10 protein-coding genes are annotated in these 14,165 nt (G+C 45.1%); 4 read left to right on the top strand and 6 right to left on the bottom strand.

Going from position 1 to position 14,165, the window contains the following annotated elements; all coding sequences use genetic code 11:
• The first annotated feature begins 160 nt into the window (after positions 1-160).
• Complete coding sequence (ctpB, locus tag JGK14_RS16760; protein ID WP_293178632.1) at positions 161-1,480, top strand: carboxyl-terminal processing protease CtpB; 1,320 nt, start codon at positions 161-163, stop codon at positions 1,478-1,480.
• Positions 1,481-1,942: 462 nt separating this feature from the next.
• Here the strand turns inward: ctpB and JGK14_RS16755 are convergent, their stop codons facing one another.
• Positions 1,943-2,395 (bottom strand): VOC family protein, encoded by a 453-nt coding sequence (locus JGK14_RS16755; protein WP_293317941.1) that lies wholly within the window; start codon positions 2,393-2,395, stop codon positions 1,943-1,945.
• Between the two features lie 197 nt (positions 2,396-2,592).
• Positions 2,593-3,102, bottom strand: coding sequence for a TIGR02652 family protein (locus tag JGK14_RS16750; protein ID WP_293178626.1), 510 nt, complete (start codon positions 3,100-3,102; stop codon positions 2,593-2,595).
• 105 nt (positions 3,103-3,207) lie between these two features.
• Between JGK14_RS16750 and JGK14_RS16745 the strand changes: the two genes are divergently transcribed.
• Positions 3,208-3,753: a gamma carbonic anhydrase family protein gene (locus JGK14_RS16745; protein WP_293213054.1), complete on the top strand. Its 546-nt coding sequence runs from the start codon at positions 3,208-3,210 to the stop codon at positions 3,751-3,753.
• A 233-nt stretch (positions 3,754-3,986) separates the two neighbouring features.
• Positions 3,987-4,592: a Uma2 family endonuclease gene (locus tag JGK14_RS16740; protein ID WP_293207613.1), complete on the top strand. Its 606-nt coding sequence runs from the start codon at positions 3,987-3,989 to the stop codon at positions 4,590-4,592.
• 24 nt (positions 4,593-4,616) lie between these two features.
• Here the strand turns inward: JGK14_RS16740 and JGK14_RS16735 are convergent, their stop codons facing one another.
• Together JGK14_RS16735 and JGK14_RS16730 are read right to left on the bottom strand one after the other, a co-directional pair.
• Positions 4,617-5,600, bottom strand: coding sequence for a hypothetical protein (locus JGK14_RS16735; protein ID WP_293178618.1), 984 nt, complete (start codon positions 5,598-5,600; stop codon positions 4,617-4,619).
• Between the two features lie 23 nt (positions 5,601-5,623).
• Positions 5,624-6,676, bottom strand: coding sequence for a DUF262 domain-containing protein (locus JGK14_RS16730; RefSeq protein WP_293213052.1), 1,053 nt, complete (start codon positions 6,674-6,676; stop codon positions 5,624-5,626).
• 99 nt (positions 6,677-6,775) lie between these two features.
• Here JGK14_RS16730 and JGK14_RS16725 point away from each other — a divergent pair, with 99 nt between their 5' ends.
• Positions 6,776-9,229 (top strand): GH116 family glycosyl hydrolase, encoded by a 2,454-nt coding sequence (locus JGK14_RS16725; RefSeq protein ID WP_325315287.1) that lies wholly within the window; start codon positions 6,776-6,778, stop codon positions 9,227-9,229.
• A gap of 538 nt (positions 9,230-9,767) precedes the next feature.
• Here the strand turns inward: JGK14_RS16725 and JGK14_RS16720 are convergent.
• The gene (locus JGK14_RS16720; protein WP_293193460.1) at positions 9,768-11,318 is read right to left on the bottom strand and encodes an ATP-binding protein; all 1,551 of its coding nucleotides are present in this window, start codon (positions 11,316-11,318) and stop codon (positions 9,768-9,770) included.
• A gap of 126 nt (positions 11,319-11,444) precedes the next feature.
• Positions 11,445-14,165, bottom strand: a 2,721-nt coding sequence (locus tag JGK14_RS16715) for an Ig-like domain-containing protein (RefSeq protein ID WP_325315286.1), incomplete at its 5' end; no start/stop codon positions are given.

Below are 14,165 nucleotides of genomic sequence, written 5' to 3'. Positions count from 1 at the left end.
AAAATAGAGTAATGATTGGTTGGCGATCGACTATAAAGCTGGTTAAACTATCCAAAGGGATGCTATGGCCTCCACAACATAGTTTAAGTGGTAGTTTGAGATTTTTTAGCAATTTTAAATCTCAAATCAACAATCAAAAATAGAATTGAGCCAAAATTCAATGAATCAAGCCCGCAGACGCTTTTCTAAGTTACAGGCAGCCCTGTTCACTGGGGCGATGGCAACAACCGCTTCGATATCTTTACTCGTTCCCAGTCTGAGTCAGTCAGTCCGCGCCGAACTTCAAGATAGCCCCAAAGCTGTCTTAGACGAAGCTTGGCAAATTGTGAACCGAGATTATGTCGATCCAACCTTTAACAAGACTGACTGGCAAGTTACCCGCCAAGAATTGCTCAGCAAAAATTATACTTCTCGCGAAGCTGCCTACACTGCCCTCCGCAATGCCCTAGAAAAATTAAAAGACCCCTACACCCGCTTCATGGATCCGAAACAGTACGAAGCGCTGAAGAGTCAAATCTCCGGGGAACTGACAGGGGTGGGGATGAGGCTCGAAGAAGACGAGAAAACGAAAGCGATCACGGTAGTTGAGCCGATGGAAAATTCCCCAGCCCTGAAGGCAGGGATTCAAGCTGGCGATACGATTTTGGTGATTGACGGCAAACCTACCAAAGGTATGACTGTCGCGGATGCGGCTCAAATAATTCGGGGTGCCGAAGGCACGAAAGTCACGCTGCGGATTGCTCGTCAGGGCAAAAGCGAGTTTGATATTACTCTGACTAGGGCGAAAATTGAGGTAGCAGCGGTTCGCTACAGCCTTAAGAAGGAAGCTGACAAGAATGTCGGTTATATCCGCTTGCAAGAGTTTAGCTCCCACGCGGGCGAACAAATGCAGCGGGCGATTAAAAATCTCTCGGAGCAGAAAGCTGACGCTTTTGTGTTGGATTTGCGGGGTAATCCCGGCGGGTTGCTGTCGGTGAGCATTGATATCGCGCAGATGTGGATGGATTCTGGGGCGATCGTCCGTACAGTCTATCGTGCGGGAGATTCTCAGGAAATGCGGGCCAACCGCACTGCAATCACTAACAAGCCTTTGGTGGTGTTGGTGGACAACAACTCGGCCAGCGCCAGCGAGATTTTGGCCGGTGCGCTGAAGGACAACAAGCGCGCCACTGTGATGGGCGGCCAAACTTTTGGCAAAGCTTTGGTGCAGTCTACGCATCCTTTGTCTGACGGTTCGGGATTGGCGGTGACGATCGCCCACTACTATACTCCCAACGGTACGGATATCAGTCACAAGGGCGTTACTCCCGATGTCAAGGTGGAAGTTAGCGACGAACAAAAGCTGAAATTAGCTAATAAACCGACGTTGGTTGCGACGAAGGACGATCCTTGCTACGCGCAGGCGATCGCACTTTTGAAAACTAGCGCTGCATCGGTACGTCCCACTGTTGGTAATGAGGCTCTTGCTCCTAAAAAGTAGTTGAACACCGTCAGACAATAACAATTAGTTTTAAGATGAAACCCGCACCGGCGGGTTTTGTTTTGTCAAGAATTGATTGCATCGATTAATCACTGTAAGATTAGTTCGTAGTGCGGACTTCAGTCCGCAGCCAGTAAGATTGGTTCGTAGTGCGGACTTCATATCGTTTCCGGGTGCATCGGAATTATATAGTGCGAGCGTCTCGCTCGCGACATAGATCGCGAGCGAGACGCTCGCACTACATAATTCAAATATATTATTCCGATGCTACCGGATTTGATATCAGTCCGCAGCCGTATAGCGGACTTCAGTCCGCACTACGAACGGTTTTTGTGATGCTAATTGACAGGACATGATATTAATGGCTCGTGCTTTGTTGCATCTAATATCTACGATTGAATGATGCTATCAAACAAAGTTAAAAGTCCTAACTCCTGGGTCGGACACGGCAATGCCGTTTTCCTACTTTTCAGAATTGATAGAATTAAGACGCCGGATAAACTCTAAGGGCAAATCGTCGGTATCAGCAATAAAAGCTACTTCATAAACATTTTGCCCGATCGCCTGTTGAGTCGGTTCCAATAAAACTTTCAAAGCTTGAAACTGGTTTGGTTCGTCTTTAGCGGCTTCCTCAAACCGCTGTTTGAGAGACTGCAACCAACTGGGCAAATCAGTTGTCGCCTCAGTTAAATCGAAAGATAAATGATAATATCCAACATAATGCTCGTCACCGAAAGCATCCGGTGCGGCTTTTGGTTCGGGGATTTGAATGAGTTCGATGCGTCCGTTGAGACCTTCCATCCAACAGGCTAGGGTGTAACCTGTGGTAAAGCGATCGCTAACAGTAAAGCCTAACTGTTCGTAAAAGGCGATCGCCCGATGAATGTTAGCAGTGCGAATCGAGGCGTGGTGCATTTGGCAGTTGACAGTTGATAGTTGACAGTTGATAGTTGACAGTTGGCAGTTGATAGTTGGCAGTTGTCAATTGGTAGTTGTCAATTGGTAGTTGGCACTTATTATTTATCCTATGTTATTTGTCACCTACTACTAAGAAATTAATAAACTAATAACTACTGCCAACGGACAACGGACAACGGACAACGGACAACGGACTATTCAAACAATCGAAAATAGGGATATCTAATTGGAACTCCCGGCTCTTTTTCCAAATCAAAATTAATCACTTCCCAGCAAGGTTCCTCTTGGGGATCGGGGCTAAAATCCACAGGTAAACCGTACAGCCTCGGGCGTGGCGAATCCGGCTGGCCCCGCCAAGGCGTGCTGCGTTCCAAATAAGCGCTGATTAAGTCTCGATAACGTTGGGCAACGATGACGCGAGTTGCTCGGTACCCTTGAGTATAAAGTCGATCGAGCGCTTCGTGAATTTCAAACCGAATTCCGTCGGGGTGAGTGTGCTGGCGATACCATTCATCCTCCCAGCGGCGCCAGTGTCGCCCAGACTGAAGGTGAACCAGTTCCCCCGTTTTTGGATCTGCCTCAAATGCCCCGTGACGCGGACACAAATAGGTATCCGTGAGTGTTAAAGCCGGAATTGTTTGGCGACAGTGTGGACACTGAATTTCCGGGCCAAACATCGGGTATTGCAAGGCAACTTCAATCATTTATTGCGTCCCAGCATATTTATCTGCAAAAGTGGCAAATAGTCTTATTATATCCCGTATCAACAACCAGCTAATCTGCTAGAAGTATCACGATCGACCAAAAAGATGAGCAATCTCAACGAACCTCTGCTTGCACTTCCTGCCTATTGGCCATTGCCGGATCTCTCCGAAGCTGCTTTTGTCGCTGAGGGCGCTGTTGTCATCGGCAGGGTAGAGGTGGCTGCGGGCGCTAGTATCTGGTACGGGGCGGTGGTGCGGGGGGATGTAGAACGAATTGCGATCGGCAAAAGTACCAATATCCAAGATGGAGCAATTCTACACGGCGATCCGGGGAAACCGACTGTTTTAGAAGATTTTGTGACAGTAGGACATCGAGCGGTCATTCATTCAGCTTACATTGAACGGGGCTGTTTGATCGGGATTGGGGCGATCGTCCTGGACGGAGTGAGAGTCGGCACAGGTGCGATCGTCGGTGCAGGGGCGGTTGTGACGAAGGATGTTCCCCCTCACACGCTAGTGACTGGAGTGCCTGCCAAGCGGCTGCGAGACTTGTCTGAAGAGGAATCTGCGGAGTTGGTGGAACACGCCAAGCGTTACGAAAAGTTGGCTTTGGTTCACGCGGGAAAAGGAACTGATTTGGGATTTGGTTAGTTGATAGAATAAGATTTTCAACATTCATGTCAACTTAAAACTGAAACCCTCTGTCTCTCTCGTTTTTATCGAAGTCTAGATCCCCCTAAATCCCCCTTAAGAAGGGGGACTTTGAGAATATTTCTTGTCCCCCCCTTATTAAGGGGGGCTAGGGGGGATCTCCGGGTTAGTTTTATTCGAGAAGAATGCTAAACTAAAGTAATTAAAATCAAGCAAAAAAGTATTGATTTCTAATGGCTTACACCGCGCAAAAAATCCTCACCTTTGAAGCATTTGTCGATCGATACTGTGACAACCCCCGCTACGAACTTGCTGACGGAGAATTAGTTGACAGGTCACCCACAGGCCCCCACGAAACCGTCAGTGGTAAACTGGTAGCTCAAATAGTAATTGCGATCGCAGCAGAAAAACTACCTTGGTTCATTCCCCGCACTTGTTTGATCCGTCCATTTTCCGACGCAGCTACTGCCCGCCGTCCCGATATTGTAGTGTTAGATGAAACTGCCCTGATTAGCGAACCCCTCTGGGAAAGAGAGCCTGTAATCACGCTGGGGCGATCGATTAAATTGGCAGTAGAAGTCGTCAGCACTAACTGGGAAACAGATTATGCCCGAAAAGTTGAAGAATATGCTCTTTTAGGAATTCCAGAATATTGGATTGTTGATTATCGCGGATTGGGAGGCGTGGCTTTTATCGGTAAACCGAAACAACCTACTGTCACCGTTTGTCAACTAATCGATCAAGATTATGCCAAACAACAATTTCGCATGGGTGAACGGATTATTTCTCCTCTGTTAAAGAGTTTGCAACTTCGATTAGATGATATTTTGCCCCGTTAGGCGATCGGGTTTGTGTTAAAATTATCAAAGATCGTATTCAAAAATCAAATCAACGTTGTTCTGAAAAATTGGATAAAGCGTAAGCAATTCTGATGTTATATGAAAATAATAGTTATCTAAAGGCAAAATAATAATTTCTGCTTCTACTAAAATCGCCAAAAAATACTGTAATAGGGAGATACTTCTGGGAATTTGCTTGCTGGGAGTTGAATTAATTTTTTTTGTAATACACTTAATAACCTCTTGAACTTTATCCACTTTTCCAGCCCTGACAAGAATACCATATAAATTATCGCAAAAACGGGTCATATCTTTGGGCTTAAGTTCTTCGGGAATTTTTTCTCGCTGGAATAGTTCTTGAGTAGCAATAGCTAGTTGACGCTTTTTTTTTGTTTCAGGATCCTCACTTTCTTGTATAGCAGGAGATATTTGTTCAAATGCCAGAATCATTGTATCTAGCTGTTCAACAATCGCTTTTATTTGTGCTGCTAAACGGAGTTTCTTCCAGTCAATTTCCGAACCTTTATAAACTAGATCGTGGGTTGAAACTGCCCATGCGTGTTCAAAAGCACTTTTTATTTGAATTTCAAAGATGACATTAAAAATACTCAAAAAATTATCGATATTGCTATCATCTACACTTTTTAAGCGGGCATAAATTCTAGTTGAATCAAATTTAAAAGTATCGGGAGATTTTTTATTCTGTCCTCTTTTGACTGTTTGAGTAACCTGAAAAGTATCTTGACAAAATTTAATTACCTCTTTTTCTTGTGATAAATTTGGGATAATGACTGTACAACCAAATAAGTCATCTAGTTTTGACCATTTTTCAAATCTACCTGTCTCAATTTTTTCTGCTAAAGATTCAATAGTTTTAATTCTAGAAGTCAGTGCATATCCCTTGTTGTCACAAAAATTTAGCATTGTTTCTTTTACTAGCTTTGCAACCTCTTGGACGAAGGGAAGATATTGTTCATATTGGCGGTCTAAAATAGAAGGATAAATCATAAATTCGATATTTTACAGATTGATTACAAATTAGTATTTCCTGAAATCAATAATTTTAAGATATTAATTCTAGTTTTAGTTTTTTCAATTCCTGATGAACCCAATGAAGTTGTGATTGCCTCATAATAAGCTTGAGCTTCTTGAGTTTTTATTGCTAATTCAGGAGATTTTACTAATTCCATCAATTCGTAAATTCTCTGGCAGACATCGGCTGTTATATTTAATGATTTTTCACGCTTTAATTCTGCGATCGCGCCAAAAAATGAATAAAAGTCAGCTTGATTTTTGAGTTTTGTTTTGCATAAATTTATATCTTTAGGCGAAACATCTAACAAGTCTTTTATTAATTCTATAACTTGTTTAAATTCAGATGCTATTTCATCTTGCTCCTCCCAAGCTAAATCTCGATCGTTAAAAGCTTTATCCAAATCATCCTGACGATAAGACTTAACTCCTTCTTCTAGAAACAATAAAAGTAGAGTCACAAACTCTACATCTTTCATTTGTTTTTTGTCTTTTGCAGGAATTAAGGGAAAGCTTGGTGGGAGAATTGCAGCTATCCAGTCAGTTAAATCTTCTACAGTAGTGAGAAATCCGCCATTGAACTTTGCATGACGCAGTTCTTGACGTGTTAACTTGATCACATTACGGTTGATTCGGTTAAATATATCATTGATGATTCGTTCATCGTCGGATGGGACATATTCAACAGCAAACTGATATTTCCAAAAATTTTGCTTGACTTCATTTTCTAAGTCTTTGAAAGATTTACCTGTCAGTCTTGTCAAAGTTGCTTGTTCACTTACCGGAAATTTATTCTCAGCAAACTCAAATAAAGTAGATAACCTTTGTTTGCCATCAACAACACTATACTTAGATATGCCTTCAGATGTGATTTCTTGATACAAAAAGATAGCAGGGGCAGGATATCCATTAAGTACAGTATCAATGAAAAAGTCTTTATATTCTTGATTCCAAACACTGCGTCTTTGATAAGGTGGCTCAAGGTCAAGTAGACCTCTTGTGTAGAGATCCCAAAACCAAGAAACAGTTTGAAAATTTATGGCTCGACTCATCTGATTTGTTCCGCAGTAGGGTAAACTGTTAATTTCAATTATATACTATTAAGGCTCTGCGACACTTGCGCCGATCGCCCTTGCCACCAAAATCAAATCATGAACGATCGCACATCCAATTCAAACATTCCTCCACACACCTGGAAACGCGCCATCGGCCTCGGTTGGGACAATCCCTATACAGTCCGCTACGCAAGCAATCTCGACGACGGGCCCTGGCACGGAATGCCTCTGGGTGGCTTCGGTGCAGGCTGCATCGGGCGATCGCCCCGAGGTGATTTCAACCTCTGGCACATCGACGGCGGCGAGCACATTTTTCGCAGTTTACCAGCTTGTCAGTTCAGTATATTTGAAGAAACAAAAGGCAAAAAACAAGCCTATGCACTGTCAACCGAACCGCCTACAGATGGCAGTTTATCTAGTTGGCAATGGTATCCTTCTGAAGGAAGAAGTAAGAAGGAAGAAGGAAGAAGAGAAGAGCAAGAAGAAGTAACGGGATGCAAGTATAATTCTGGTAGTTATCATGCTTTATATCCGCGCAGTTGGTATGTTTACGAAAATGTGTTTGAAGCTCAATTAAGCTGCGAGCAATTTTCTCCAATATTGCCGAACAATTATCAAGAAAGCAGTTACCCAGTTGCCATGTTTGAATGGGTAGCGCACAATCCAACAGATGCGCCGATTACTCTCAGCATCATGTTAACTTGGGAGAATATTGTCGGGTGGTTTACCAATGCCAACAAGTCGCCGGAAGTCAAGGTGCGAGATGATGGCAGTCCATTTTATGACTATAAATCCCGGTGGGGAGAAAGTGGCGGAAATATGAATTTGTTGGTGGAAGATTTTCACCGTTTTGGTTGCGTGATGACGCGGTTGACGGCTGATGATGAACCACAAGAAGGTGATGGACAATGGGCGATCGCAACTATTACCAATCCGGCGGTAGAAGTATTCTATCAAACTCGCTGGAATCCCGCGGGAGACGGCGAGGATATTTGGCGGCACTTTTCTCAACAAGGTTTCTTGTTGGATGACAAAGATGAGACAGCCGCCGCCCCAGGAGAACAGTTAGCTTGTGCGATCGCAGTTCGGTTTACAGTTAGACCAGGTAAAACTCGCAAAATCCCCTTTATCATAGCTTGGGATTTGCCCGTTACTGAATTTGCATCGGGAGTTTCTTACTACCGCCGTTATACCGATTTCTTCGGGCGCAATGGCAAAAATGTCTGGCCGATTATTCGCACGGCGATGAAGCATTCGGATACTTGGCGCGAAAATATTGAAGCTTGGCAAAAACCGATTTTAGAACGGACTGATTTGTCAGATAGTTTTAAAATGGCGCTGTTTAATGAATTGTACATTTTAACTCAGGGCGGTAGTCTCTGGAGTGCAGCAGATGAACGCGATCCGAAGGGTCAATTTGGGGTTTTGGAGTGTATTGATTACCGCTGGTACGAAAGTTTGGACGTGCGGCTTTACGGTTCTTTTGCTTTATTGATGCTGTGGCCTGAATTAGAAAAGTCTGTCATGATTGCCTTTGCTAGGGCAATTTCTGCGGGTGACGATACTCCGCGAGTTATTGGTTGGAATCAAGCTGCGGCGATTAGAAAAGCTGTCGGTGCGACGCCGCACGATTTGGGTGCTCCCAACGAACATCCTTGGGAAAAAACGAATTATACTAGCTATCAAGATTGCAATTTGTGGAAGGATTTACCTTGCGATTTTGTGTTGCAGGTTTATCGGGATTTCCTGTTGACTGGTGGCACAGATTGTGAGTTTTTGCAAGAGTGTTGGCCGGCGATTGTTGAGGCTTTGGCTTATCTGAAAACTTTTGATGAGGATGGGGATGGCATTCCTGAGAATTCGGGTGCGCCGGATCAGACGTTTGATGATTGGCAAATGCGGGGGATTAGTGCGTATTGCGGCGGTTTGTGGTTGGCGGCGCTGGAAAGTGCGATCGCGATCGGCGAAATCTTAGAAGATGCAGCACCGGATATACTTCCGAATCCGCAAGAGAAGATTGCATTATATCACAGTTGGCTGCTACAAGCAAGACCTAGCTATCAAGAAAAACTGTGGAACGGTCAATATTACCGTTTGGACAGCGAGAGTAATTCGGAAGTGGTGATGGCCGACCAATTGTGCGGTCAATTTTACGCAAAACTGTTGGGATTGCCGGATATTGTGCCGCCTGAATGTGCAGTCAGCGCTTTAGAAACTGTGTATGAATCTTGCTTTTTGAAGTTCAATGATGGTGAGTTTGGTGCGGCGAATGGGGTGATGTTGAACGGTTCGCCGGAAAATCCGAATGCGACTCATCCTTTGGAAGTTTGGACGGGGATTAATTTTGGGTTGGCGGCTTTTTTGGTACAGATGGGAATGGAGGATAAGGCGTTTAAGTTGACGGATGTGGTGGTGAAGCAGATTTATGAGAATGGGTTGCAGTTTCGGACGCCGGAAGCGATTACGGCTGGGGGGACTTTTCGGGCGAGTCACTATTTGCGGGCGATGGCGATTTGGGCAATTTATGGGGTGTTGACTGGTTTTAAATAGGGCATTGGTGCGATAAAATTAGGTACGTTGTTGGGCTTTAGCCCTCGGGATTTAAGAGGTTCTATAAGCTATCAGTCATGCCTCACCTTTATGATAAAGGCTATAGCATTTATCATAAACATGAGGTATGATTGTAAATGGAGTTTTTGATGCGACCTCGCTTACTATATAATCTAATACGGTTTATTTAACGCTTTTTGAATAATTTTATATGACGATTTTCTGCCAATACAGGCATTTTTGGCAAGTCAGATTTTTCTTAAGGATCGCAAATTAAATAATTTATACAAGGAAAGTGGAATGGGCGGGAGAGCCCGTTCATAAAGGACGGGCTCTCCCGCCCATCCCACAAAAACCATCAAATTGTAAGTTATTTAATTCTCATTCCTAAGTCAACTGTATTGCTATATAATCACTATAATCACTACTCTAAGAGGGCTAAAGCCCAACAACATACCTTTCGCAAGCTTAGACAATTTTCTGTTACCATAAAGTTTTTTGAACATTTTATAACTCTCTAAACTTGCAGAAGAAATCATCACGCACGAATAACTGTAATCTCCCGGTTCAATGGACTAGCATGAATTTCAGTTTTCAGCCGTTCTTCCAATTCTAGTGCATTGTCTCTGCGATCGAAGATTACCAACCAACCTTTATCTTGTCCCAATCTAGCTAAATACCCATCCAACTGTTCCAAACCTTTACTCAAAGGATCGACTTTCCTATTCCGCCACACCTTCAGTTCAATTCCCAATGTCACCTCACCATAGCGCAAACACAGATCCATGCGATCGCGCCCGATCGCATATTCTCTCTCTAACGTTCCCCCACCGTTAATCACCCGATGCAGAAACGCCATCAACACCAAATGTGGCGCAATTTCGGGATAAGATGCACTTTTGAGCAACGGTTCGCCATGTTGCAGCCAAAAGGCGAGAAAGGCCTTGAGAAGGGCATCTGTGTTTAATTCTCCGTTGGCGCCCAACCAACTGGGACTGATAATCGGTAAACTATCTTGGGGGCCTTGGGCTAAAACTCGCGGTAAAACTTCTCGATAAATCGGATTGGCGATGACTAGCCCCCCAGCCGGATCGCGTCTGAGTAAACCCAAGTCTACCAAATATTGGCGATCGTCATTGGAAGATTCGGGCAATTCTCGTCCGGCTAAAATCGGTTCGATAATGGCTTTGACTCGGTTTTCTCTGAGTTTTTCTGCTAAACTATCTAAATGCGTATCTTGTCGTTTAATCAGAATCTCTTTAGCGGTTAAAATATGCTCTGCTGTAATTTCTATTGATTCATCAGTGACTAACTCTTCTACAATTTCTTTAGCTAACGCATTCACTAACCAAGGTTGTCCCTGAGTCAATTCAAAAGCTAAAGCTGAGGCTTCTGTTGTAAAAACTTGTCCGGTATCTTCTGTATGTTGATTGTAGAGTTCTACCACTTCAGCAGCATTAAAATTCCGCATAGTGAGGGAACGAACTTTAATATTAAATGGACTAGAAGTATTGAGCCTGTCACTGCCACCTGCCGCCACTTTATAATCTCTCACATCTCGCAAACCAATTAAACCAACTGATTGAGGAAAAGCGTTTGGACGATTGGGATAACCATCGCGTAATTGACGTAGAATAGAGATTAAAGCAAGGTCTTGTAAGGCATCAATTTCATCAATCAAAATAACTAAAGGACGAGGGGAAGATTCAGCCCAAAGACTGAGTGCATCGCCGATGCGGTGTCCGGCTTCTAATGAAGACCAAGCTATAGGTTGTAACTCTTGGGGTAATCTGATAGAAAGTGCTCGCCTCCAAGCACCGAGAATAGCATCTTCAGCACCAGGAATATCTTGACTGAAAGGTGCGCCCACTTCAACTGACAGCATGACAGCGGTATATTGTCCGCTTTCAGTGAGTTGTTTGGCTAAAGACAACATGGCAGTGGTTTTGCCGATTTGTCGGGGTGCGTGGATGACGAAATAGTTTTCCTGGGCTATCAGTCGTTCTAGGTTGGGGACGCGACTGGTTGCAGACAGCATATAGTGGATATCAGCGCGGCAGGGGCCGGCGGTATTGAACCATCTAGGCATAGCTAAATTGGGGTGAATCAGGGGTTGCTTTTAGTTTAGCTTGCGGTTGTCGGAATGCCGATCGCCCCCAAGCGTCAGCAAATTCGATTTTGCACCCTCGAAGCGGTTTCAACGGCTATCTTCAATCTACAAACCCAACTCAATTACTCTAAAATCCTGTTGGGTGATGAAATTAGCTTGCACGCCGTTGAGAGTAGCTAATATTTGATCTGTATTGGCAATTTTGATTAAAGTTGCACCGCCATCTTGAACTATGCTGAGTCGATCGACATTTAAGCCTCCCGTCAAAACCAATAAATCCTCACCTTGCCTAAAATCAGCTATTACATCGCCACTTTCTCCCGCAGTCAACAAAAAGTAATCGCGCCCGCTTCCCCCTTGCAGCGTATCTTTTCCTAAATCTCCAATCAACCAGTCGTCACCACTTCCTCCAATCAAAGTATCATTACCCTTGCCACCATAAAGAGTATCCTTACCCTCACCGCCGCACAATTTATCCGCATCTTCATCACCAAAAATTAGATCGTTGCCACTACCGCCACACAAATAATCTTTTTGACTGCTACCATTTTTTGGAATATTGTAAATATCTCCGAAAATTGTATCGTCGCCGTCGCCACCGCAGATCGTATCACTTCCCAAATCTCCAAACAGCAAATCGTTGCCTGATTCGCCGCAAATTAGATCGTTATCTTTGCCGCCGTGGATGGTGTCATTGCCATCGCCACCAACAAGAGTATCTTCGCTTTCTTGCCCGTATAAAAGGTCGTTGCCCTTATCCCCAAACAGCAAATCTTTTCCTGTTAAATCGCCATCAGATGAGTCAGAAGTGCCACCAAATAAACTGTCATTACCTCGATCGCCAAACAAGGTATCGTTGCCTTTGTCGCCCCACACTATGTCATCATCTTTGCCTGCGATCGCCAGATCGTCATCTTTGCCCGCATAAATAACATCATTCCCAGCCTCCCCGACAATGTAGTCGTTATCTTCGTTGCCAAATATTGTGTCGCTGTCTGCATCCGCGCCCACAGCAACTGGACTAGGAAGGCCGCCGTAAATATTGTCTCTGCCGAATAAGCCAATTAGCAAGTCGTTGCCGCTAAAACCGTTGATGCTGTCATTAATATCGCTGCCGGTGAGAGTATCTTTACCGTCAGTACCGTTGAGGGTGTTTGCAGTGATGTTGGGGCCGTCAATGGCAGCGCGATCGGGTAAATTGATTCGATCGCACATACAGTCTTCAACACCAGTAGGAATTACCGCAGGTGTTGGGGTTTCGGTTGGTAGAGGTGCGATGGGAACGATCGGCATTTCTCCAGGCGCTGGTGTCGGTGTGGGAGTTTCCGCTGGCGTCGGAGTCGGAATTGCGATCGGCGTGCGAATGGGTGCGATCGGCGTCGGAGTTGGAGTTTCCGCTGGCGTGGGAGTTGGAGTTTCCGCTGGCGTCGGAGTGGGAGTTTCCGCTGGCGTCGGAGTCGGAATTGCGATCGGAGTTGGCGTCGGAGTCGGAGTTTCCGCTGGTGTCGGAGTGGGAGTTTCCGCTGGTGTAGGAGTCGGAATTGCGATCGGAGTTGGCGTCGGAGTCGGAGTTTCCGCTGGCGTGGGAGTCGGAATTGCGATCGGCGTCGGAGTTGGAGTTTCCGCTGGCGTGGGAGTCGGAATTGCGATCGGAGTTGGCGTCGGAGTTGGAGTCGGAATGGGAGTCGGAATGGGAGTTGGCGTCGGAGTATAATCTAAAATAGTCAAAATAGCAGTAGAATTCGTTCCCAAAATCGCACCATTGCTAGGCAAACTCAAGCTGAGATTAACAGTTTCATCGCCTTCTACTAAGGAGTCGTCAATAATTGGTACAGTAAAAGTTTTCTGAGTTTCGCCGATCGCAAAATTCAGCCTACCCGATGCAGAATTATAGTCGTTGCCAGCATTAGCAGTGCCGTTCGACGTACTGTAACTCACATCAGCAGCAACATCAGTATTTGTGCGAATGACAGTAATTGTGGCAGCAGTACCGTTTTCCCTGGCAGTGTAGTTAGCGGTACTGAAGTTAAACGCGCCTGCACTCTTGACGCTAATGTTCACCGCAACGGGCGAAGACTCAAGGATTCCGTCATTAAGGTTGTATGTAAAGCTGTCTGTTCCCGAGAAGCCAGTATTGGGAGTATAAGTAAAAGAGCCGTTTTTATTTAATATGAGATTGCCTTTGTTGGGCAAAGCAACCGGGGCGGCTGTCAGCGGGTTGCCATCCGGATCGATGTCATTGGCCAAGACGCCCGCGATCGCATCCACGTTGAGAACACTGCTATCCAATGTACTGTAACTGTCTGGATTGGCGATCGGCGATCGGTTAATAATAGTGATATTGACCGGCACCGAAGCAGACGTTAATACCCCGTCAGAAATGTTGTAACTGAACTTGTCTGTACCAACAAAACCTTGATTGGGAGTATAGCTGAAGGAACCGTCAGCCTTGAAATTTACCTTGCCGTTGTTGGGGGCCGCATCAAGTTTGGCGGTTAGAAAGTCGCCGTCGGAGTCGATGTCATTAGCCAAGAGTCCAGGGGCTGAAATATTGAGTGTCTTGTCGCGGGGAATGGTGTAGCTGTCGCTATTTGCCTGCGGTGGCTGATTGGTGACATTGATCTTTACCGGAGTCTCCGCAGAGGTGGATGCCCCGTCACTGATGTTGTAGCTAAATTCCTCCAAGCCGACAAAACCCGGATTGGGAGTATAGCTAAAGGAACCGTTAGCGTTGAAATTGACCTTGCCGTTTTTGGGTAATGTTACCAGTTTGGCAGTCAACGGATCGCTGTTGGGGTCGCTGTCGTTGCCCAAGACTCCGGGGGC

The sequence above is a fragment of the Microcoleus sp. PH2017_28_MFU_U_A genome (assembly GCF_020738035.1).
Classification (GTDB): Bacteria; Cyanobacteriota; Cyanobacteriia; order Cyanobacteriales; family Microcoleaceae; genus Microcoleus.
Note: the sequence above shows the minus strand (reverse complement) of the source record. Positions and strands in the feature narration are given on the sequence as shown.

Bases quoted from the DNA above. Each gene is read 5' to 3' on its own strand.
- JGK14_RS16735 (WP_293178618.1), bottom strand. From the start codon at position 5,600: ATGATTTATCCTTCTATTTTAGACCGCCAATATGAACAATATCTTCCC.
- JGK14_RS16740 (WP_293207613.1), top strand. From the start codon at position 3,987: ATGGCTTACACCGCGCAAAAAATCCTCACCTTTGAAGCATTTGTCGAT.
- JGK14_RS16725 (WP_325315287.1), top strand. From the start codon at position 6,776: ATGAACGATCGCACATCCAATTCAAACATTCCTCCACACACCTGGAAA.
- JGK14_RS16750 (WP_293178626.1), bottom strand. From the start codon at position 3,102: ATGATTGAAGTTGCCTTGCAATACCCGATGTTTGGCCCGGAAATTCAG.
- JGK14_RS16745 (WP_293213054.1), top strand. From the start codon at position 3,208: ATGAGCAATCTCAACGAACCTCTGCTTGCACTTCCTGCCTATTGGCCA.
- JGK14_RS16720 (WP_293193460.1), bottom strand. From the start codon at position 11,318: ATGCCTAGATGGTTCAATACCGCCGGCCCCTGCCGCGCTGATATCCAC.
- JGK14_RS16755 (WP_293317941.1), bottom strand. From the start codon at position 2,395: ATGCACCACGCCTCGATTCGCACTGCTAACATTCATCGGGCGATCGCC.
- JGK14_RS16730 (WP_293213052.1), bottom strand. From the start codon at position 6,676: ATGAGTCGAGCCATAAATTTTCAAACTGTTTCTTGGTTTTGGGATCTC.
- ctpB (WP_293178632.1), top strand. From the start codon at position 161: ATGAATCAAGCCCGCAGACGCTTTTCTAAGTTACAGGCAGCCCTGTTC.